Annotated in this window: 17 protein-coding genes and 1 pseudogene; 4 read left to right on the top strand and 14 right to left on the bottom strand. The window is 63.6% G+C overall.

All coding sequences use genetic code 11. The features are described from left to right. Positions 1 to 347 precede the first annotated feature (347 nt). Positions 348 to 3,311, top strand: coding sequence for a DNA polymerase I (gene polA, locus LB528_RS14995; RefSeq protein ID WP_224514037.1), 2,964 nt, complete (start codon positions 348 to 350; stop codon positions 3,309 to 3,311). Between the two features lie 156 nt (positions 3,312 to 3,467). Here polA and LB528_RS14990 read toward each other — a convergent pair whose 3' ends face one another. The 8 genes and pseudogenes from LB528_RS14990 to LB528_RS14955 all read right to left on the bottom strand — a co-directional run bounded on the left by LB528_RS14990 (position 3,468) and on the right by LB528_RS14955 (position 11,451). Continuing rightward, the gene (locus LB528_RS14990) at positions 3,468 to 3,872 is read right to left on the bottom strand and encodes a Fur family transcriptional regulator (protein WP_041003614.1); all 405 of its coding nucleotides are present in this window, start codon (positions 3,870 to 3,872) and stop codon (positions 3,468 to 3,470) included. Between the two features lie 148 nt (positions 3,873 to 4,020). Then, positions 4,021 to 5,065: pseudogene (gene mgrA, locus LB528_RS14985) on the bottom strand (L-glyceraldehyde 3-phosphate reductase). Between the two features lie 214 nt (positions 5,066 to 5,279). Further along, complete coding sequence (locus LB528_RS14980) at positions 5,280 to 6,422, bottom strand: Gfo/Idh/MocA family protein (protein WP_224715364.1); 1,143 nt, start codon at positions 6,420 to 6,422, stop codon at positions 5,280 to 5,282. 6 nt (positions 6,423 to 6,428) lie between these two features. After that, positions 6,429 to 7,181, bottom strand: a complete 753-nt coding sequence (locus tag LB528_RS14975) for a sugar phosphate isomerase/epimerase family protein (protein WP_224513774.1) — start codon at positions 7,179 to 7,181, stop codon at positions 6,429 to 6,431. Positions 7,182 to 7,210: 29 nt separating this feature from the next. After that, on the bottom strand, positions 7,211 to 8,311 hold the full coding sequence (locus LB528_RS14970; RefSeq protein ID WP_411962184.1) for an ABC transporter ATP-binding protein: 1,101 nt from the start codon (positions 8,309 to 8,311) through the stop codon (positions 7,211 to 7,213). Positions 8,312 to 8,313: 2 nt separating this feature from the next. After that, a complete protein-coding gene (locus LB528_RS14965; RefSeq protein ID WP_224715362.1) occupies positions 8,314 to 9,246 on the bottom strand; it encodes a carbohydrate ABC transporter permease in 933 nt (310 codons plus the stop codon). Beyond that, the gene (locus LB528_RS14960) at positions 9,239 to 10,132 is read right to left on the bottom strand and encodes a carbohydrate ABC transporter permease (protein WP_224513770.1); all 894 of its coding nucleotides are present in this window, start codon (positions 10,130 to 10,132) and stop codon (positions 9,239 to 9,241) included. The genes LB528_RS14965 and LB528_RS14960 overlap by 8 nt, the downstream gene beginning before the upstream one ends. An 80-nt stretch (positions 10,133 to 10,212) precedes the next feature. Further along, positions 10,213 to 11,451 (bottom strand): ABC transporter substrate-binding protein, encoded by a 1,239-nt coding sequence (locus LB528_RS14955; RefSeq protein WP_224715361.1) that lies wholly within the window; start codon positions 11,449 to 11,451, stop codon positions 10,213 to 10,215. A gap of 384 nt (positions 11,452 to 11,835) precedes the next feature. Between LB528_RS14955 and LB528_RS14950 the strand changes: the two genes are divergently transcribed. Then, a complete protein-coding gene (locus LB528_RS14950; RefSeq protein ID WP_224518368.1) occupies positions 11,836 to 12,882 on the top strand; it encodes a LacI family transcriptional regulator in 1,047 nt (348 codons plus the stop codon). A gap of 133 nt (positions 12,883 to 13,015) precedes the next feature. Here the strand turns inward: LB528_RS14950 and gndA are convergent, their stop codons facing one another. The 6 genes from gndA to LB528_RS14920 all read right to left on the bottom strand — a co-directional run bounded on the left by gndA (position 13,016) and on the right by LB528_RS14920 (position 18,825). Further along, on the bottom strand, positions 13,016 to 14,440 hold the full coding sequence (gene gndA, locus LB528_RS14945; protein ID WP_224715360.1) for an NADP-dependent phosphogluconate dehydrogenase: 1,425 nt from the start codon (positions 14,438 to 14,440) through the stop codon (positions 13,016 to 13,018). Positions 14,441 to 14,560: 120 nt separating this feature from the next. Next, complete coding sequence (locus LB528_RS14940) at positions 14,561 to 16,123, bottom strand: copper resistance CopC/CopD family protein (protein ID WP_411962187.1); 1,563 nt, start codon at positions 16,121 to 16,123, stop codon at positions 14,561 to 14,563. 118 nt (positions 16,124 to 16,241) lie between these two features. Then, the gene (locus LB528_RS14935; RefSeq protein WP_224715358.1) at positions 16,242 to 16,760 is read right to left on the bottom strand and encodes a YcnI family protein; all 519 of its coding nucleotides are present in this window, start codon (positions 16,758 to 16,760) and stop codon (positions 16,242 to 16,244) included. Between the two features lie 30 nt (positions 16,761 to 16,790). Further along, entirely contained in the window at positions 16,791 to 17,348 is a 558-nt protein-coding gene (locus LB528_RS14930; RefSeq protein ID WP_224715357.1) for a copper chaperone PCu(A)C, read from the bottom strand. 88 nt (positions 17,349 to 17,436) lie between these two features. Next, positions 17,437 to 17,778 (bottom strand): hypothetical protein, encoded by a 342-nt coding sequence (locus tag LB528_RS14925; RefSeq protein WP_224715356.1) that lies wholly within the window; start codon positions 17,776 to 17,778, stop codon positions 17,437 to 17,439. 144 nt (positions 17,779 to 17,922) lie between these two features. Beyond that, positions 17,923 to 18,825, bottom strand: a complete 903-nt coding sequence (locus tag LB528_RS14920; RefSeq protein WP_140544539.1) for a GntR family transcriptional regulator — start codon at positions 18,823 to 18,825, stop codon at positions 17,923 to 17,925. Positions 18,826 to 19,079: 254 nt separating this feature from the next. Between LB528_RS14920 and LB528_RS14915 the strand changes: the two genes are divergently transcribed. Next, positions 19,080 to 20,585 carry a UxaA family hydrolase gene (locus LB528_RS14915; protein ID WP_224518362.1) on the top strand — a complete coding sequence of 502 codons (1,506 nt, stop codon included), beginning with the start codon at positions 19,080 to 19,082 and terminating at the stop codon, positions 20,583 to 20,585. Between the two features lie 382 nt (positions 20,586 to 20,967). Next, complete coding sequence (locus LB528_RS14910) at positions 20,968 to 21,963, top strand: ABC transporter substrate-binding protein (RefSeq protein ID WP_224518361.1); 996 nt, start codon at positions 20,968 to 20,970, stop codon at positions 21,961 to 21,963. Positions 21,964 to 21,965 lie beyond the last annotated feature (2 nt).

Raw genomic sequence — 21,965 nt, 5'->3', positions numbered from 1 at the left:
CCAAATAAAAGAAGACCGCCGTGGTGGAGGGGGAACCACGGCGGTCTCTACTCGAAACGTTGCGGCAGCCCGGAGAGGGGGGATAGGCTGCCGCAGTTTGCCCGGGATAGGCGGGGGACGGGCCTTACTCCGGACTTCGGCGAAAAACTGCCGATGACGTGTATTTGGGTCTGTGAACATGGCGATTCAAGGGCACGAAAATTACACTTTTGTAACATGCCCGTGAGCGACAAATTTCCGGGCTAAATTTCCAGCCGGACAGGATCTGTCAGGGGTGTTGCCCGAACCGGTGGGTTCCCCAGCCTTTGGCATGGACCGCGGAGCCCGGCCGCGCTATCCCTGCCGGCATGAAAAAAGGCGATCACCTCTTCCTCGTCGACGGCTCGGGCTACATTTTCCGCGCCTACCACGCGCTGCCGCCACTCAACCGCAAGTCCGACGGCCTGCCGACCAGCGCCGTGCTCGGTTTCTGCAACATGGTATGGAAGCTGATGCAGGACGCCCGCAACACCGATGTCGGCGTGGTGCCGACGCATTTCGCCGTCATCTTCGATTATTCGTCGAAAACCTTCCGCAGCGATCTCTACCCCGAATACAAGGCCAACCGCTCTGCGCCGCCGGAAGACCTGATCCCGCAATTCGGCCTGATCCGCCAGGCGACCGCGGCCTTCAATGTCCCTTGCATAGAGACGGAGGGTTTTGAAGCCGACGACATCATCGCCACTTATTGCCGGCTGGCTTGCGAAGCCGGCGCCGACACCACCATCATCTCTTCCGACAAGGATCTGATGCAGCTGGTCGGTCCGACCGTCGGCATGTACGACCCGATGAAGGATCGCCAGATCGGCATTCCCGAGGTGATCGAGAAATGGGGCGTGCCGCCGGAAAAGATGATCGACCTTCAGGCGCTCACCGGCGATTCGGTTGACAACGTGCCAGGCGTGCCGGGCATCGGCCCGAAGACCGCGGCGCAATTGCTCGAACAGTTCGGCGACCTTGACGGGCTGCTGGCGCGCGCTTCCGAGATCAAGCAGGAGAAACGGCGCGAGACCATCATCGCCAACGCCGACAAGGCGCGCATCTCGCGCCAACTGGTGACGCTCAAGAACGACGTGCCGCTGAAGGAAGGCCTGGACGACCTTGTCCTGCATGCGCCGGATGGCCCGAAGCTGATCGGGTTCCTGAAGACGATGGAGTTCACCACGCTGACCCGACGCGTCGCCGAAGCGACCGGAACGGACATTGGCGACGTCCAGGCCTCAGCCGTGACCATCGAGCGCGCCGATACCGCGCATGGCCCCGATGTCGGCGCCGGCGCGCCGCCGGCGCCAAGGCCGACCGCCGCGTCGAGCGAGGCCGCAAAGCCGGCTGCGCCGGTCAGGGGCGAGGACGCGCCGCCGCAAGGCGATACCCCGTCGCTCCTCTCGGCGCTGCGGCTGGAACAGGCGTCGGCGCGCAAGATCGACACGTCGGCCTATGCACCCATCCGCGACACGGCCGCGCTCGAGGCCTGGATAGCCGAAGCCCGCGACGCCGGCATCCTTGCTTTCGACGCCGAGACCACCTCGTCCGACCCGATGCAGGCCGATCTCATCGGCCTGTCCATGGCGCTCGCGCCGGGCCGCGCCACCTATGTGCCGCTCGCCCACAAGAGCGGCAATGGCGACCTGCTCGGCGGCGGCCTTGTGGAGAACCAGATCCCGGTCCGCAAGGCGCTGGCGCTGCTCAAGCCGCTGCTTGAGGACCGATCGGTCCTCAAGATCGTGCAGGACATGAAATACGATATCGTCGTGATGAGCCGGCACGGCATCGAGGTCACTCCGTTCGACGACACGATGCTGATCTCCTACGTGCTCGATGCAGGCACCTCCGGCGGTCACGATCTCGCTTCGCTGTCGGAAAAATGGCTGGGCCACGCGCCGGCTACGAAAAAGGAGCTTGCAGGCTCGGGCAAGAGCGCCATCGGCTTCGATCAGGTCGATATCGAGCGCGCGACCGCCTATGCCGGCGAGCAGGCCGACCTGGCCCTCCGGCTCTGGCAGGTGCTGAAGCCGAGGCTTGCCGCCAAGGGCCTCGTTTCCGTTTATGAGCGGCTGGAAAGGCCGCTGGTGCCCGTGCTTGCGCGCATGGAGCAGCGCGGCATCTCCGTCGACCGCCAGATCCTGTCGCGATTGTCGGGGGAACTGGCGCAGGGTGCTGCCCGCGTCGAGGAGGAAATCTACGGGATTGTCGGCGAGCGCATCAACATCGGTTCGCCAAAGCAGCTCGGCGACATATTGTTCGGCAAGATGGGCCTGCCGGGCGGCTCCAAGACCAAGACCGGCCAATGGTCGACCTCGGCGCAACTGCTGGAAGATCTCGCCGCCGAAGGCCACGAGCTGCCGCGCAAGATCGTCGACTGGCGCCAGCTCACCAAGCTGAAATCGACCTATACCGACGCGCTGCCCGGCTTCATCAACCCGGGCACCAACCGCGTGCACACCTCATATGCGCTGGCAGCGACCACCACCGGGCGGCTGTCGTCCTCCGATCCCAATCTGCAGAACATCCCGGTGCGCACGGCCGAAGGGCGCAAGATCAGGACCGCCTTCATCGCCGAAAAGGGCCACAAGCTGGTCTCGGCCGACTACAGCCAGATCGAGCTGCGCGTGCTTGCCCATGTGGCCGAAATCCCGCAGCTCAAGCAGGCCTTCGCCGACGGCGCCGACATCCACGCTATCACCGCGTCGGAAATGTTCAACGTGCCAGTCGAGGGCATGCCTTCGGAAGTGCGCCGGCGCGCCAAGGCGATCAATTTCGGCATCATCTACGGCATCTCGGCCTTCGGTCTCGCCAACCAGCTGTCGATCCCGCGCGAGGAGGCGGGCGCCTATATCAAGCGCTATTTCGAGCGCTTCCCGGGCATCCGCGACTATATCGAGGAGACCAAGGCTTATGCGCGGGAGAACGGCTTCGTCGAGACCATCTTCGGCCGCCGCATCCATTATCCGGAGATACGATCCTCCAATCCGTCGATCCGCGCCTTCAATGAGCGCGCCTCGATCAACGCCAGGCTCCAGGGCACCGCCGCCGACATCATCCGCCGCGCCATGGTGCATATGGAAGAAGCGCTGGAGAAGGCGAAGCTGTCGGCCCGCATGCTGTTGCAGGTGCATGACGAGCTGATCTTCGAAACGGTGGAAGCAGAGGTCGAGGCGACGATCCCCGTGGTGCGCAAGGTGATGGAGAACGCGCCGATGCCGGCCGTCTCGATGTCGGTACCGCTGCATGTCGACGCCCGCGCCGCCAACAACTGGGACGAGGCGCATTAGGCGCTACCCCACGCTGTAAGAGCGTCGAGATTCAGGTCAGGTCGAGTCGAAAGTGGTGGGTCCCGACAACCGGAGCGGAGCGTACTAAAATACGTGAGCACCGGAAGCGCAGGGAGCCGCCATTTGCAGGCCGACCTCACCTGAATATCAGCGTTCTTACGCCGCTTCGGCCCTACACTTTGCGCAAACACCGCGAAACTCGATCACCGCCTTCTTGGCAGCGAATCCCGTCGAGCGCACCCATTCGTCCAGCCGGTGGTCCACATCATGGTCGGACATCTCGGTCACCTGGCCGCAATTGTCGCAGATGGCGAAGGCCGTCATCGAATGGCTGTGGTCGTGCGGCTCGGCGCAGGCGACAAAGGAGTTGAGGCTTTCGAGCCGATGCACAAAGCCGGACTTCACCAGCGTATCGAGCGCCCGGTAGACCTGCAGCGGCGCGCGGAAGCCGCGCTCGCGCAGCTGGTCGAGCAGCGTATAGGCGCTGAGCGGCCCGCTTGACGCCTCGAGCTTCTCGAGCACGCAGAGCTGGTTCTTGGTCAGCGCATCTCTTGCCGTCATCTTGTTCGCCCAATCGACGTCCGCACGCGATCTCGCATACGCACGACCTCAATTTCCCTGAGATAGCGACGAACGAACGATTTTGCCACCGTTTCCGCTGCGCCTCCCTTTAGGCACGGGCGGACCGAAATGGCTCACCGGCCAATCGCTACTTGCGCGGCGGTCCCTTGCGTTCGGCCGAAGCCGCCCAGAGGTTGATGTCGGACTCGCGCGCGTAAGTGTCGATCTCGGCGAGCTCGGCATCGGAGAACTCGAGCGCCTTGAGCGCGCCGACGCAATCCTCGACCTGTTCCGGCCGGCTGGCGCCGATCAGCGCCGTGGTCACCCGGCCTTTGCGCAGCACCCAGGCCAGCGCCATCTGCGCCAGTGTCTGGCCGCGCCGTGCGGCAATGGCGTTGAGCGCCCTGATGTTGGCGATCGACTTGTCGTTGATGAAGGCCGCTCGCAAAGACTTGCCCTGGCTGGCGCGGCTGCCTTCTGGGATGCCACCGAGATATTTGTCGGTCAGCATGCCTTGCGCCAGCGGCGAGAACACGATCGAGCCGATGCCCTGCCCCTCCAGCGTGTCGAGCAGCCCGTCTTCCTCGACCCAGCGGTTGAGCATGGAATAGCTCGGCTGATGGATCAGGCAGGGCGTGCCGAGCCGCCTTAATATGTCGGCTGCTTCCCGCGTGCGCTGCGAATTGTAAGACGAGATGCCGACATAGAGCGCCTTGCCCGAGCGCACCGCATGGTCGAGCGCGCCCATGGTTTCCTCCAGCGGCGTCTCCGGATCGAAACGGTGCGAATAGAAGATGTCGACATAGTCGAGCCCCATGCGCTTGAGGCTCTGGTCGAGGCTGGCCAGCACATATTTGCGGCTGCCCCATTCGCCGTACGGGCCAGCACATCTCGTAGCCGGCCTTGGTCGAGATGATCAGCTCGTCGCGATAGGCGGCGAAATCGCTGCGCAGGATCTCGCCGAACGCGGTTTCCGCCGAGCCGGGCGGCGGGCCGTAATTGTTGGCGAGGTCGAAATGCGTGATGCCGAGGTCGAAGGCCTTGCGCACGATCGCCTGCTTAGTCCGGTGCGGCGTGTCGTTGCCGAAATTGTGCCACAGCCCGAGCGAGATCGCCGGCAGCTTCAGGCCGGAGCGCCCGCAGCGGTTATAGATCATCTTCTCGTAGCGGTTCTCGGCGGCGACATAGGGCATGGGAATCCTCGGGATTGAAACAGCGCGGCGATCACCGCCAACCTGAATTGAATCGATGCTTGCCCCTAACCTTTTACCCTCTCCCCGCCGAAACGGGGAGAGGGGTTGCCACCTAAAGCGCGTCGCGATCTTTCAGATCGCTCCCTGCGCTTTAGGCTTTTGATTTGCGCATGTCGTTGCCCCGAAACCGGTTCCCACTTTCGGGAGACATGCTTTAGTTTTTCTTGGCCAGCAGCGCCTTCGCGTCCTTGACGCCGAGTGCGGCCGGCCGTTCGCAGGTCGTCTGCATAGCGACATATTTGCCGCTCTCGCCGGAGCGCAGGATGCCGGTCATCACGTCGACAGCGTGCAGCGCCAGCTCCATCGAGCAGCGATGCGGCCGCCCTTCGGCGATCGCGATTGCCATGTCGGCCAAGCCTGCGGTGCGATAGTTCGCCATCATGCCTTGGCTGTGCATCTCGTTCGGCACGCCGAACGGATGGTTCCATTTGGGCAGTTTCTTCACCGGCTTGGCGCCGTCCGTGAAGCGCACCTCGCCGCCGAAGAAATTCGGGTCCGGCACGAAGACGGTGCCCAATTCGCCGTAGAGCTCCATCGGCGCGTGCCCATGGCTCCAGACGTCCCAGGAGGTGTTGAGCGTGATCACCGCACCATTCGCGAATTCGAGCAGCGCATGGATTGTGGTCGGCGTGTTCACCGGGATCTTTTCGCCCGCGCGCGGCTTCGATGAGATCGTCCGCTCTTTGGCCGGCGTCGTCGCGAAGGCCGCCACCTGTTTTACCGGTCCGATCAGTTGGATCAGGTTGGTGACATAATACGGTCCGATGTCGAGCACCGGACCGGCGCCCGGCTGGAAGAAGAAATCCGGATTGGGGTGCCAGTGCTCCATGCCATGGCCCATCACATGGCAGGTGCCGCTGGTGATCGCGCCGAGCTTGCCGCTGTCGATGAGATCGCGGACCAGCTGATGCGCGCCGCCGAGGAAAGTATCCGGCGCCGAGCCGATGCGCAGGCCCTTCTTCTCGGCCCGCTTCTTCAGGTCCAGCCCTTCCTCGATCGACAGCACGAACGGCTTTTCCGAATAGACATGCTTGCCGGCGTCGAGCACCGCCTTCGACACTTCATAGTGCACCGCCGGGATCGTCAGGTTGACGATGATATCGATCTCTTCGTCCCTGAGCAGGTCGTTGACCGTCTCGGCGCGCAGCTTGAACTCCTTCGCCCGCGCCTTCGCGGCCTCCATGTTGATGTCCGCGCAGGCGCGCATCTTGATGCCGCGGAACAGCGGCGCCAGCGAGAAATACGCCTTCGAGATGTTGCCGCAGCCGATGACGCCGACGCCAAGCTTCTTTGCCATTTTCGATTACTCCTGCCAGCTCTTGGCTGCCGCGATCGAGCGGCGGGCATAGCGCTCGATGTCATTGGGGTTGTCCTGTTCCATGATGAAGTACTGAGCCGCGCTCTTGGCGCGCAATGTCTTGAACAGGCCCGCCCAGTCGATCGTGCCGTGACCGACATCGGACCAGCCGTCCTCGTCGAGCCCCTCGCCCGGCTTGGCTATATCCTTGACGTGGACGGCGCTGATGCGCCTGCCGTGTTTTTCGATCCAGGGCAGCGGATCGGCGCCGCCGCGGATCACCCAGGCCACGTCCATTTCCCAGCCGATGTCGGGCGCCGCGGACAGGATGTGGTCCTGCGGCAGCGAGCCGTCGGCAAGCGCCTTGAACTCGAAATCATGGTTGTGCCAGGCAAAACCGTAGCCGGCCTTTTTCGCCACCTCGCCAACCTTGGCCAAGCGCTCGCCGAAGCCGCGCCAGCCGGCGGCGTCGGACGGGCGCTGATCGGGCATCAGATAGGGGCAGATCAGCAGCGTTATGCCGAGCGCGTCGGCGATGTTGCGCACACCGTCGAAATCGTTCTCCAGCGCATCTATCGAGAAATGCCCGGTGGGCATCGCAAGCCCGTTCTTGTCGAGCTCGGCGCGGAACGCCTTCGGGTCGTCATAGACGCCGCCGAAGCCCTCGACTTGGGCATAGCCGAGTTGCCCAAGCATTTTGACCACGCCGTTCCATGGCTGGAAATTGCGGGCGCTGTAGAGTTGGAATGACCAGTTCATCTGTCCTGTCCGTTCATTGGCTTGGGAGGTTAAAGGCGGTTGCCGGTTTGAGCGTCGAAGAGCGAGGCGCGCATCGGATCGAAACCGACGGTCACCGCCTCATCATTCCCGGGCGTACGCTCCGAGGTAACCCGGACGCTGAATTTCTGTTGGGCGAGCTGCAGCCAGACCAGCGTGTCGGAGCCCATCGGTTCCACCACTTCGACTTTGCTGGCCGCCGAGAACGGCCAGCCGGCGCCGCTGTTCAGACTCACATGTTCGGGCCTGATGCCGAACACGGCTGGTCCGGGTTCGGGCTGCCGATCGAAATTATAGGTACTGAGTGGAATCTTCAGACCATGGGCGAGAAAATGCCAGCCGCCATCCGCGTTTTCCAAATGGCCGTCGACAAAGTTCATCGCCGGCGAGCCGAGGAAGCCGGCGACGAAGCGATTGACCGGACGGTTGTAGATCGTCTGCGGCGCGTCCAGCTGCTGTATCACGCCGCCCTTCATCACCGCGATGCGGTCGGCCAGGGTCATCGCCTCGATCTGGTCGTGGGTGACGTAGATCATGGTGTTCTGAAGCCTGCGGTGCAGAAGTTTGATCTCCACGCGCAGCTCCGAACGCAGCTTGGCATCGAGATTGGAAAGCGGCTCGTCGAACAGGAAGACGTCGACGTCGCGCACTAGCGCGCGCCCGATCGCCACGCGCTGGCGCTGGCCGCCGGACAGCGCGGAGGGCTTCCTCTGCAACAGCGGCTCGATTTGCAGGATCTCGGCGGCGCGTGCGATGCGCTTGGCGATCTCGTCCTTCGGCACGCCTGCGACGCGCAGGCCGAAAGAGAGGTTCCTCTCCACCGTCATCTGCGGATAGAGCGCATAGGACTGGAACACCATGCCGATGCCGCGGTCCTTCGGCTCTTCCCAGGTGACGTTCTTGCCTTTGATGAAGATGCGGCCTTCCGAAATGTCGAGCAGTCCGGCGATGCAGTTGAGCAAGGTCGACTTGCCGCAGCCGGAGGGGCCGAGCAGCACGATGAATTCGCCGTTGGCGACATCCAGGTTGAGCGTCTGCAGCACCGAGACGGCGCCGAAATTGAGCGACAGGTCCTGGATCGAAACGCTGGGATTGGCGCTTTCAGCTGCCATCATCATCCTTTCACCGCGCCGGCGGCGATGCCGCGCACGAAGAGCTTGCCGGAAACGAAATAGACGATGAGCGGAACGAGGCCGGTGAGGATGGTCGCCGCCATGTTGACGTTGTATTCCTTCACACCCTGGACCGAATTGACGATGTTGTTGAGCTGCACCGTCATCGGATAGGTGTCGGGTCGCGTGTAGACGACGCCGAACAGGAAATCATTCCAGATGCCGGTCACCTGCAGGATGATGGCGACGACGAAGATCGGCAGCGACATCGGCAGCATGATGCGCAGATAGATGCCCCAGAAGCCTGCGCCATCGACGCGCGCGGCGCGGAACAGCTCCTCCGGCATCGAGGTGAAATAGTTGCGGAACAAGAGCGTCAGGATCGGCATGCCGAAGATCGAATGCACGATCACCAGCCCGGTCAGCGTGCCGTATATGCCGATCTCGCGCAGGATAATCACGATCGGATAGATCATCACCTGATAGGGAATAAAGGCGCCGACGATCAGGATGATGAAGAAGGTGTCGGCGCCCTTGAACCGCCAGTTGGCCAAGGCATAGCCGTTCACCGAGGCGATCGCGATCGACAGGATCACCGATGGCACGGTGATACGCACCGAATTCCAGAAGCCGCGCGAGAGCCCGTCGCAGTTGAGGCCGGTACAGGCGGTCGCCCAGGCTTTCACCCAGGGTTCGAAGGTGATCTCCACCGGCGGCGAGAAGATGTTGCCAAGCCGGATTTCCGGCATGCCCTTCAGCGACGTGACGATCATCACGTAGAGTGGCAAGAGGTAATAGAGCGCCACGACGATCAGCGTGCCGTAGAGAAAGATGTTGCGGCGCGACAGCACATGCCGAGGCTTCGGACCGCTCGGGCCGGCGGCATTGCGCTTGAGCGCTTCCGCACCGGTGGACAGAGAGGCGCCGTCAGCCACGCTTCTTGCCTCCGAATTCGAGGTAGGCCCATGGCACGATGACGATCACCACCGACAACAGCATCATGGTCGAGGCGGCGAAACCCTGGCCGAGATTCTGCGCGAAGAACATGTAGTCATAGACATATTTCGCCGGCACTTCCGAGGCGATGCCTGGGCCGCCGCTGGTCTGCGCCACGACCAGGTCATAGACCTTGACGATGCCGGCCGCGATGATCACCAGCGTGGTGATGAAGACCGGCCGCATCATCGGGATGACGATGAAGAGATACGTCTTCCACATAGGTATCCCGTCCACCCTTGCCGCCTTCCAGATATCTTCGTCGATGCCGCGCAGGCCGGCGAGCATCAGGCACATGACCAGACCCGTGCCCTGCCAGAGCGCCGCGATCGAGATGCCGTAGATGACGAGGCTGGAATTATAAAGCGGGTCGAAGCTGAAGCTCGTCCAGCCGAGGTCGCGCACGACGCGCTGCACCCCGAAATCCGGATTGAGCAGCCATTGCCAGACCAGCCCGGTGACGATGAAGGACAGCGCGAAGGGATAGAGGAAAATGGTGCGAAAGGTATCCTCGAAGCGGATCTTCTGGTCGAGAAGGGCTGCAAGCAGGAAGCCGATGACCAGCGAGAACACCAGCGAAATCGCGCCATAGATCAAGAGGTTCTCGATCGACACCAGCCAGCGCGACGTCGACCAGAGCCGGTGATACTGGTCGAGCCCGACGAAGTTGAGCCGCGGCAAAAGCTTCGAATTGGTGAAGGAATAGAGCACCGTCCAGGCCGTGCCGCCGACGAACACCACAAGCGCCGTCAGGATCATCGGGATCGATGCGACCTTGGCATTCAGGTTGCGGAAAAGCTTACTGGGGCGTTTGCTGCTGCTCATCTCGGCCGGCTGGGCAATGAGGACATCGAGCTTCCGACCCCCGATAGGCTGGGGCCGGAAGCCGGCGGGGGCGCCGGTCGTCAATCCGCCGAGGCGATGATGTCGGCGAAGCGCTTCTGCGCCTCTTCGAGCGTCATGTCGGGCTTGGCGAAGAATTCGGAGAACAGGTCCTCCTTCTGCTTCTGGGTGTCCTGCGAAAGCAGCTGGTCCGTCCACGGCATAACCGCGCCCTTGGCGAGGATGGCGAGACCCTTCTTCATGCAGTCGTTCGCCGTGTTGAGGTCGACGTCGCCGCGCACCGGCAGCGAGCCCTTCTTGAGATTGAAGGCGACCTGGGTCTTAGGATCGAGCAGCGTCTCCGCCAGCACCACCTGCGCCTTGGACTTCGCTTCGTCCTTGAGCAGCGGGAAGTAGAAGGCGTCGCCGCCGGTGGCGATGACTTCGTTGAGCCCAAGGCCGGGCAGGCAGGTATAGTCCTTGCCGGCGGTCTTGCCGGCGACCTGGAACTCGCCTTGGGCCCAGTCGCCCATGATCTGGCCGGCGGCCTTGCCGGTGATGACCAGGTTGGTGGCCTGATTCCAGTCCTGCACATTGGTGTTCTTGGCCATCTTGCGGGCGTCGTCGGCGGCCTTGAACACCTTGGCGATCTCGGGGCCGGCGGCAAACTTGGCGTCCTTGTCCTTGTAGACCTTGAGGAACGTGTCCGTGCCCCCGGTCGCGGCCATCAGCACGTCGAAGGCGCCCGAGGCTTGCCAGGCCTGTCCGCCGACCGCGAGCGGAATGATGCCCGCCTTTTCCAGCGCCGGCGCATCCGCCACGAATTCATTCCAGTCCTTCGGCACAGGCAGGCCGGCCTTCTGGAAGGCCTCGTTGGACAGCCACAGCCACTGCCAGGAATGGATATTGACCGGCACGCAATAGATCTTGCCGTCGATGGTGCAACTATCGAGCAGGCTCTTCGGCCGCACGATCTCCGTCCACTTGTCCTTGGTGGCGATATCGGTGAGGTCGCGCATCAGCCCGGCCTGCACCAGTTCCTCCGCCTGGCGGCCGTGGTTGAACTGGGTGGCGCCCATTGGATCGCCGCCGGTGATGCGGCTGATCATGATCGGCCGCGCCGTGCCGCCGGAGCCTGCAATGGCGCCGTCGACCCAGTGGTTGCCCGTCGCGTCGAATGCCTTGGCAAGCTCGGCCACCGCTGCCGCCTCGCCGCCGGAAGTCCACCAATGGGTGACTTCCAGGTCGGTCGCGGCCGCCGGACCGGCGAAATTGAGCGCAACTGTCGCGGCAAGGGCAGCAGTCAGGAATTTGTATCGCATTTCGGCTCCTCCCAGAATCTGAAACGTTACAGATTTTCGATACGGCAAATGATCCGCCTAGGCAACCCCTCGCCTTGAGGTCGGCCAAGATTTTTTCGCGACGCGAACAAAATCTTTCTCCCGAGGCGGCAACGCCGGTATCAGATTAGTTGATTGGTGCCAAAAGCAGGCCCAGACCGATATTTCTTTGTGATTCCAGCGACTTTCGGCTCCTCTCCGCATCCGCGATGCCGGCGGCGCGACCTTGCCGGTTGATCACGAAGATTGGCAATCTGTAACGTTTCAGTATATTGAGCCGAGCCGCAAACTGAAGGTCGCGCAAATGTCACCGCCGCACGATTGCCGGTCGGCCCCGCGACTGCTATGCGCCTGACGGGCGGGACGATGGATAGACGGATAACGAAGAAGGGCGACGACGACACGTCGGGCAAGGAACGGCCGACGCTGAAGACGCTTGCCTTCATGACCGGGCTGGGCGTCACGACGGTCTCGCGCGCGCTGAAGGATGCGCCCGAGATCGGCGCCGAGACCAGGCGTCGCGTCCAGCTCGTCGCCAAGCAGATCGGCTATCGCCCCAACCGCGCCGGCGTACGTTTGCGGACCGGCAAGACCAACGTCATCTCGCTCGTGCTGAACACCGAGCACGAGCTGATGAGCTTCGTCTCGGACATCATCTACGGCGTCACCGAGGTGATCGCAGACACGCCCTACCATCTGATCGTCACGCCCTATTCGCGCTCGCAGGACCCGCTGGACCCGGTGCGCTATCTGGTCGAGACGGGCTCGGCCGATGGCGTCATCATCTCACGCACCCAACCCAACGATCCGCGGGCGCGCTATATGCTGGAGCGCGGCATTCCCTTCGCCACGCATGGCCGCACCGACATGGGGCTGGTGCATCCCTATCACGACTTCGACAATTACACCTTTGCCGGCGAAGCCGTGCGCTATCTCGCCGGCAGGGGCCGCAACCGGCTTGCGCTTGTGACGCCGCCGGTTGGCCTCACCTATTACGGCCATACGATCGCCGGCTTTGCCGATGCGCTGAGCGAGGTGGGCGCCAGCGAAGTGCCGTTCAACACCGTCTCCATCGACCAGTCGATCGAGCAGATCAGGATGCGCACAGCGCAATTGATGCGGCGCAAGGACCGGCCGGACGGCTTCGTCAGCAGCGCTGCCGCCGCGACGCTCGCCATCGTGGCCGGCATCGAGGACGCCGGGCTGAAGCTAGGCCGTGACGTCGACGTGGTGTCGAAACAATCGTCGGAGCTGCTGCATCTGTTCCGGCGAGAGCTGCTCGTCGTCAACGAGAATTTCCGGCTGGCCGGCTCCGAACTCGCCCGCGCGGTGCTCGGCTGGATCGGCGGCGCCGACCCCGGCTCGCTGCAATCTCTCAGTACGCCGAGCGAGGTTTTGCCCTATCGCGGTTGATTGGCGCGACTTGAGGGGCAGGTCAGGCCGAGTCGAAAATGGTGGCTTCCGAGAACCGGAGCGGAGCGTACTTAAAGTACGTGAGCACCGGAAGCGCAGGAAGCCGCCATTTGCAGGCCGGCCTCACCTGGCCCTAGGCGGCCCCACTGCCCCATGGGCCATGAAACGCCCCCTCTTCCCCGACGCGCTCGAAGCCGTGCGCGCCGAAGAAGTCGCGCTGCGCCTGGATCAGGTTCGAGGTGCCGCGTCCTTGGCGGTAGCTGTCGAAATAGGCGAGCGCCGACGACAGCGCCGGCACCGGCGAGCCGGCTTCGGAGGCGCGCGCCACGATGCGCCTCAGCGACGGATGCGCCTCCTTCATCATGGCAATGAAGGCCGGCGCCATCAGCAGATTGGTGGAAGCGCTGCCTGAACCGAACGCCTCGGCCATCGTGTCCAGCATCTGCGAGCGGATGATGCAGCCGGCGCGCCAGATCCTGGCGATGGTCGGCATCGGCAAGTTCCAGTTGAATTCCTTGGAGGCGCCGCTCATCACCGCGAAGCCTTGCGCGTAAGCCGCGATCTTGCCGGCGAACAAGGCGAGCTCCAGGTCCTTGAGCAGCGCGCCCCTGTCGCCGGAAATCTTTTCGACGCCGATATTGCCATAGGCCTTTTCCGCCGCCTGCCGCTCATTCTTGATCGACGACAGCACGCGCGCCGCGACCGCCGCCTCGATCGCCGTCGCCGGAATGCCGAGCTGCTGCGCTTCGATGACCGACCATTTGCCGGTGCCCTTCTGCCCGGCGCGGTCGAGGATAATGTCGGCAACCGGCTTACCGGTCTTGGGATCGTCGGCGGCGAGAACTTTTGCGGTGATCTCGATCAGGTAGGAGTTGAGCCGGCCCTTGTTCCATTCTTCGAAGACCTTGCCGATCTCCTTCGGCGCCATGCCCAGGCCGTCGCGCAAGATGCCGTAGATCTCGGCGATCATCTGCATGTCGGCATATTCGATGCCGTTGTGGATGGTCTTGACGAAATGGCCGGCGCCGTCGGTGCCGAGCCAGGCGGCGCAGGGCTCGTCCTTGAACTTGGCCGAGATCGCGGTCAGCACCTTCTCGACCCGCTTCCAGGACTCTTCGGTGCCGCCGACCATGATCGACGGACCGTGGCGCGCGCCCTCCTCGCCCCCCGACACGCCCATGCCGATGAAGGTCAGGCCCGAGCCGGACAGCTCCGAGAAGCGCCGCATCGTATCGCGGAAATTGGCGTTGCCGGCATCGATGACGATGTCGTTGTCGGAAAGCACGCCGCGCAGCGCCGCGATCTGCTCGTCGACCGGCTTGCCGGCCAGCACCATGATGATGATCGGCCGCGGCGGGCGGATCGCCGCGGCGAGTTCCTCCAGGCTGTAGCAGGCAACGACCATGTCCTTCAGCGAACCGGCGCTCTCGACGAACGCATCGATGCGCGACGGTGTGCGGTTGAAGACGGCAATGCGATGCCCATGCTCGGCGATGTTGAGCGCTAGGTTGGAACCCATCGTGCCAAGGCCGATCAGGCCGATTTCGGCTTTTTCCATCGTTTCTTCCCTGCGTTCGGATGCTTATTATGGGTTGCGTCCTGGAGAACGCCTTTCCCAGATGAATGACGGGCCTTGGCGGCTGCGTCAACCGTCTCGCAGGCCGGCCTCACCTGAATATCACTCACCGCGGATATCGATCGGCGCCTCGATCTTCACCATCTCGAAGTCCGAAACGAGGATATCGAGCCGGGCGTTCCAGCGGCCGGGGAGCGGGATAGCGAGATTGTCGATACGCCAGGTGCCGTCGCCGGGTTTTCTCGCCGGCCGCTTGATCGGCTCGATGCCGGAATCCGGCTTCGACAGCACCAGCGTCACCGCCTTGGCGTCGAGAGGCCCGAAATCGCCGGTCATGATCATAATCGAAGCGGCGACCTCGCCGGCATGGCCTGGCGTGATGCTGAGATCGGCCATCGCCTTCAGCGCATGGACGTGGATCGACACCGGCTGCGCGGCGGCAATCGCCAGCGCGCGCGGCGGCGGGGTGAAGCGCCAGCCGTCGGCGACGCCGAAGATGGCGAGCACGATCAGCATCTCGATACCGATCGAGCGCACCATCCGCCGCTGCACCTCGGTGTCGCCGGCCTCGGCGGGCGCTGTCAACGTCCAGCGGTTGATGGCGGCCAACGTGAACAGGAAGAGTAGCAGGGTGAGCTTGAGCAGCAGCAGCCGGCCATAAGCAGTATGGATCAACGCCTCCGGCTGCTGCACCTGGATGATCGCCAGCACGATACCGCTGGCGGCAAGGACAGCCACGACCGGCAGGATCGCGCGGGAGAAGCGCCGCAGAAAGACCTTCCCTTCCGCCGGCTGCTGCCGCAACGCCAGCCCGAGCGGCGCCAGCGAACCGGCCCAGAACGCGATTGCGGTGCCGTGCAGGAACACCAGTGGCCGCGTCAGCCATTGCGGTTCGGCGGCGCTGGCATGGCCGCTGACCGCAAGGGCGGCGCCGACAGCGAGCAGTGCTGCGCTTGCCGACAGCTTGCGAAGACCTGATGGACCGGCAAGCGAAACCAGCGCGAGACCGAGCGCGATCAGACCGATCACCACCGTCCAGACGAAGCTCGTTTCCAGCGCGGTCTTCCAGACTGTCGGCGCAGCAAACTGGGCGAGCGGCGCGCCAAGCCCATCCAGCCCTTGCAACCCGAGCGACAACGGCGCGCTGGCGAGGCCGAAAAGCAGTGCCGCGGCGACAAAGCGCTGGCCGCAGCGCCGGCCCTCGGCCAACCAGGCAAGCGCGAATGCGCCGCCGACGCCGAGAAAGAGGCCGGCATAGAGAAACAACCTGGCCACCCAGACCATCGCGCGCAGCGTCCAGTCTACGGCTTCGCCCGCCACCGGCGCGGCACTTGGCGCTCCGATGGAAAAAAGCGCTGAACCGCCGACCGGATGGCCGTCGACCGACACCACCCGCCAGCTCAGCACATGCGTGCCGGATTTGAGCGTTTCGGGATTGTCGATCTCGACCGTCTGGTCCTTGAGACGAAAGGATGTCAGCGCAAGCTGCGAGCCGTCCGGCCGCACAAGCGTCAGCACCAGCGGCGAGACAGGCTCGCTGAAGGTCAGTGAGAATTGGCCGGGACCTTGCGTCAGCACGGCGCCGTCAGCCGGGTCGGTCGCGACGAGCGCCGCATGCGCCAAGGCGCGGCCGGGCATTGCCAACACCACCATCGCCACGAGCATTGCCACCAGCCAGGCAAGCGAGCCGGCAAGCATGCGGTTCATCGAGGAAGGCAGTGCTGCGTTCATGCCGTCATAACAGGAAATGGTGGCGCGCCCCGAGGAAGCGCGCCAACAGAGATCATTTCTTCGGCAGCAATTTGATGCCGGGCGCCGGCGTTTCCAAGGCGTCCTCATCCTGGCCGGCCGCCGGAGTCTCGATCCAGCGCTCGGCGGCGTCGCCGCATTCCTGCACCACCGGGAAATAGAGCATCTGGCCGGCCGGCAGATCGGCCGCCAGCGAGGCGCGGAAGACGAACTCGTCATAGAATTCGTCGGACAGATTGCCGCCGCTCCAGTCGACTTCCTTCACGCCGGTGGTCAACGTCTCGCCATAGAGCTGGTAGGATTTCTCGTATTTGCCCTTCTTGACCTGCAGCGTCCAGCCGGGCTTGGGCATCGGCTTTACCGCGATGATGCCTTCGGGTATCTGCACGCGCACGGCGGTCGTTGCCTTGCCCTCGCAGCCATGCGGCACGCGCAAGACGGCCTTGTAGGTCGAGCCGACCGCTGCTTCCTGCGTTTCGAGCGTGATGTGGGCGAGCGCGGCATTGGTCCCGAGCGCGCAAAGCGCGCCCGCCGCCAAAACATACTTCTTCATGAATTGTGCCTCTGATTTCGAATTGGCGGGTTATTCGGCGTGATCCATGTCCCCCATGTCGCCACTGCCCGTCTCGCCCATGCCTTCGACGGCGAACTCGACGGCGACGCTGCCGGCCTTCTCGAAGGTCAGCGTCGCGGGGAATTTCTCGCCCTGCTTCGGCTGCCGCTTCAGGCCGGTGAACATCAGGTGATAAGCGCCCGGCTTCAGCGCGACCTTGCCGCCGGCCGGGATCTCCAGCCCGCCCTCGACCGGCCGCATGGTCATGACGCCGTCCTTGACGCCCATCTCATGCAGTTCGGCCTTTTCGGAGATGTCGGAGGAGATCGACAGCAGCCGGTCCGGCGCGCTGCCCTTGTTGATCACGGTGAAATAGCCGCCGGCCACCTTGGCACCCGGCGGCGTCGCCCGCGACCAGGGATGCTCGATCTCGAGATCGCCGACCTTGAACTCATGCGCCAAGGCGGCGGGAATGCAGGCCAAGAGAAGAAAAAGGCTGAGCACGGCAAGGCCAACGCGCAGTTGGAGGTGAAACGGCGGCGCGCCGCGAAGGGCGAAGGCTTGCGCCTTGGGAAGAAGATTGGACATGGTTGCTCCATGAGTACGGGATCGCGCCGGAATGCGGCCGCGAACAGTCTGATCTTTGGATGAATAGGCCTGCGGAAGGTTCCGCGGATCAGACCATCGCCGGCGGCGCGCGCGGATTGGCCGGAGAGCGGTCGCGGGCGAAATCCTGGTGCCGGAAGGCCGGAAGCTGGAAGGCGACGGCCTCGAAAAGCTGGGTCCTGGCCAGGGCGACGGCCTCTGGCGGCGGCATATGCGCCGCCGAAACCATGTTGCAGCCGACCGAGCAGCAGGCCGGCAGATGTTGTTGGTGGGAATCGCCGCCGGGGAGTTTTACAGCGCCTTCATGCGTGCAGATGACGTTGGCGTCGACCTGCGAAGGCGCGCCGAAGGCGAAAGGGCCGAGAGAGGTCTGAAGCAATAGAAGCAGCGCCGCGACGAACGCGGCCGGCATGCTCCATCGTCTCAGCCGGATATCCAACGCAAAGCCTCTCCCGGAAACGCGTCGACGGTAGCACGGGGAATGCGCGCGGGAAATCGGCAAAACCGCGCTGCGGCAACGCGGCGCGACAGGTCGTCGTGGATCGCGGCCCGCCTGTCAGGCGGGCTGCATCTGCCGCCCTTCAGGAATGGAGGTCAGCAGCGTCTGGCGCGCCGACTTCAGGTGCTTGCGACAGGCGGCGTCCACCTTGCCGGGATCGCGGGATTTCAGCGCCGCGATGTAGGCGAGATGCTCCTGGATAGCGACCTCGTTGCGCTGGCGCTCCTCAGCCTTGTTCCACTGATAGTGGTAGTGGAAGATCATAGCGATGACATCGTAGAAGTCGACGATGAAGCGATTGTGCGAGGCGCGGTGGATCAGCCGGTGGAAGCGCTCGTCGAGCTCGGAGAATTCGTTGAAGCGCGTGGCGATCTCGCTGGCGAGCTGGCGATGCTCGAGCTCCAGCCGGTCAAGATCGGCCCATACCGCGCTATCTTCCGGCAGCGCGGCGAAAGCCGCCGCCGAACGCAGCTCGAAAATCTCGCGGATCTCGGTCAGCTCCAGCGCGAAGGCGCGTGTGAAACCCTTCAGCACCCAGTGGCTGTTGCGCCGCTTCTCGATCAGCCCGAAGCGCGAGAAGCGGATCAGGAATTCGCGCACGCTGGTGGTGCCAACGCCGATCTCGCGCGCCAACTCCAGCTCGTTGATCTGCATGCCGGCTTCCGCGCCGCCCGCAAGCAGGCGACGCATGAAGGAGCGCTCGATGATCTCGGCCAGCGAGTCGGTCTCCTCCTCGGGGAAGAAATCCTCCGGCCGCGGCGCCCTGAGCACCGTCTTGTTGCGCTTGTTCCAGTCGATCAGCCCGGTTTCTTCCATGCGCGCAAGGATGCTGCGCACCGTGGTACGGCTGACGCCGAGCAGCGTGCCGAGCTCCGGTTCCGACGGCAGGCTCTTGGTCTCGTCGAGCAGCCGCAGACAGCGGTTATAGGCGTCCTTGTAGACGTTGTTGCTCTTCGACATGCCCCGTATCCCCAGCGCTTGCGGCGGCCTGCCGGAAGCGCGATATGATCGGTGTACCTAGCGCAAGCTTCCGAAAAGCGGAACGCCTTTCGCCGGCTTGCCGGAAAGACAATCATGCGCGTCCCAACGATGCGCATTGCCCGCGACGAAAAAACAATTGACGCAAAAATGTTTTTTCCCGATAAAAGACATTACCTTTAAACGGGCGCAAGTCAATCCGCCCGCATTCCCAGGATCACCCAGGACAGCCGCCCGTGAACGTTGCAAACACCATTCTCCTTTCTCCCGCCGACAATGTCGCCGTCGCCAATGGCCGTCTCGAGATCGGCGCCGCATTGCCGGGCGGCGCAAAGGCTATTGCGGTGATCGAGCCGGGTCACAAGGTCGCGATCAAGCCCATCGCCGCGGGCGAAGCGGTGGTGAAGTACGCGCAGGCGATCGGTCGCGCCACGCAAGACATCGCGCCCGGCGAGCATGTCCATTCGCACAATCTGGTTTTCGAGAGCGGCCGCCTGCCGGTGGTGCCGCCGAGCGAGGCCGAGCACGCCACCGAGGCCGACCGCAAGCGCACCTTCATGGGCTATCGGCGCGCCGATGGCCGCGCCGGCACGCGCAATTTCATCGGCATCATCGCCAGCGTCAATTGCTCGTCTACCGTCTGCCACGCCATTGCGGACGAAGCCAACCGCACGCTGCTGCCGAAATATCCCGGCATCGACGGTTTCGTGCCGATCGTGCACGGCCAGGGTTGCGGCATGAGCGCCACCGGCGACGGTATGATGGTGCTGCACCGCACGCTGGCCGGCTATGCCCGCCATCCGAATTTCGGCGGCGTGCTGATGGTCGGGCTCGGCTGCGAAGTCAACCAGCTCACGCTGTATGGTCAGAAGGGCGCGGCTGCAGGAAAGCGGCATTTCAACATCCAGGAGGCCGGCGGCTCGCGCAAGTCGGTCGAGAAGGCGATGGGCGTGCTGGCCGAGATTGCCGAGGAGGTCGGCCACCTGCAACGCGAGCCGATCCCGGTCTCGGAGATCGTCGTCGGCCTGCAATGCGGCGGCTCTGACGGCATGTCCGGCATCACCGCAAACCCGGCGCTGGGCGCCGCCGTCGATATCCTGGCCGGCTGCGGCGGCATCGGCATCCTGTCGGAAACGACCGAGATCTACGGCGCCGAACATCTGCTCGCCTATCGCGCCGCCTCGCCTGAGATCGCCGCCAAGCTCGACGGCTTTGTGAAATGGTGGGAGGACCACACCGCCAAACACGGCGCCTCGATCGACAACAACCCCTCGCCCGGCAACAAGCGCGGCGGCCTGACCACGATCCTCGAGAAATCGCTGGGCGCGGTCGCCAAGGGCGGCCAGACACCGCTCAACGGCGTCTTCGGCTATGCCGAGAAGGTGTCCGGCAGTGGCCTGGTGTTCATGGACACGCCCGGTTACGACCCGGTCTCGGCGACCGGACAGGTGGCCGGCGGCGCCAACGTCATCGTCTTCACCACCGGCCGCGGCTCCTGCTTCGGCTGCCGCCCGACGCCGTCAATCAAGGTCGCCACCAATTCGACCATGTATCACCAGATGGAAGAGGACATGGACGTCAATTGCGGCGTCATCGCCTCGGGCGAGAAGACGATCGCCGGCATGGGCCGCGAGATCTTCGAGCTGATCATCGAGACCGCGTCCGGCCGAAAAACCAAGAGCGAGGCGTTCGGCTACGGCGACAACGAATTCGTGCCCTGGCATCTCGGCGCAACGCTTTAGCGCCTGATCCCGAAAAGTGGGAACGAAACGTCATCCTGATCCAGTCCCCAGGCCGGTCGTCGCGACGGAAGCGCTACCGACAGCAAGGACGCCGGCTTCACAATTGCGCGACTTCGTGATGGAATGAATATTCCACATTGACAGTACCGTGAAATTATCGTTCCATAGCGACAAGGAGGAACGGAAGCGCCGATATGTATTAGGGAGGAGCAAACCTCGTCCCGGATCACATGAACGGCACCAGACACCGCTTGCATCGGTCATGGCGATGCATTATCAACAAAAGGCAATCTGTTTTTTATTGATAAAGTTCTGTTTTTGGACTCGCCTATCCAGACGGAGCTTCCGCAACCTTCACCAGGCGACCTTAGGGAGGAACCTAATGAAATTCGTGACCAGCCTTCTGAACCGCCGCGCCTTCGTGGCCTTGGCCGCAGCGTCGATGCTTGCCGGCGCAATGCATTCCGCGCCCGCTTCGGCAGCCGACGTGACCATTCCGATCATCGTCAAGGACACCACCTCTTTCTACTGGCAGATTGTGCTGGCCGGCGCGCGCAAGGCTGGCAAGGATCTCGGCGTCAACGTGCCGGAGCTCGGCGCGCAGGCCGAAACCGACGTCAACGGCCAGATCTCCATTCTCGAGAACGCCGTCGCCAGCAACCCGGCGGCAATCGTCATCTCTCCGACCGAGTTCAAGGCGCTCGGCAAGCCGATCGACGAGGCAGCTTCCAAGGTCAAGGTCATCGGCATCGACTCCGGCGCCGACTCCAAGGCCTTCACCTCCTTCCTGACGACCGACAACGTGCAGGGCGGCCGCGTCGCTGCTGACGGCCTCGCCGCCGCCATCGGCGCCGCCAATGGCGGCAAGGTGGAAGGCAAGGTCGCGCTGATCACCGCGCTTCCCGGCGCCGGCTCGCTCGAGCAGCGCAAGCAAGGCTTCATCGAACAGATCAAGGCCAAGTATCCGGGCCTCCAGCTTGTCGCCGACAAATATGCCGACGGCCAGGCCACCACGGGCTTGAATATCGCCACCGACCTGATCACCGCCAATCCTGACCTCAAGGGCATCTTCGCCTCGAACCTGATCATGGCGCAGGGCGTCGGCCAGGCGATCGCCGAAAACAATCTCGGCGGCAAGGTGGCGCTGATCGGCTTCGACAGCGACGAAAAGCTGATCAAGTTCCTCAATGACGGCGTCATCTCGGGTCTGGTCGTCCAGGATCCGTACCGGATGGGTTATGACGGTATCAAGACCGCTCTGGCCGCCTCGAAGGGCGAGAAGGTCGAGGCCAACGTCGACACCGGCGCGAACCTCGTCACCAAGGATAACATGAAGGATCCGAAGATCGACGCTCTGCTCAACCCGAAGCTCAAGTGAGC

Source organism: Mesorhizobium sp. CA4, from assembly GCF_020165075.1.
Lineage (GTDB): Bacteria > Pseudomonadota > Alphaproteobacteria > Rhizobiales > Rhizobiaceae > Mesorhizobium.
This window is presented reverse-complemented; position numbering and strand designations above follow the sequence as displayed.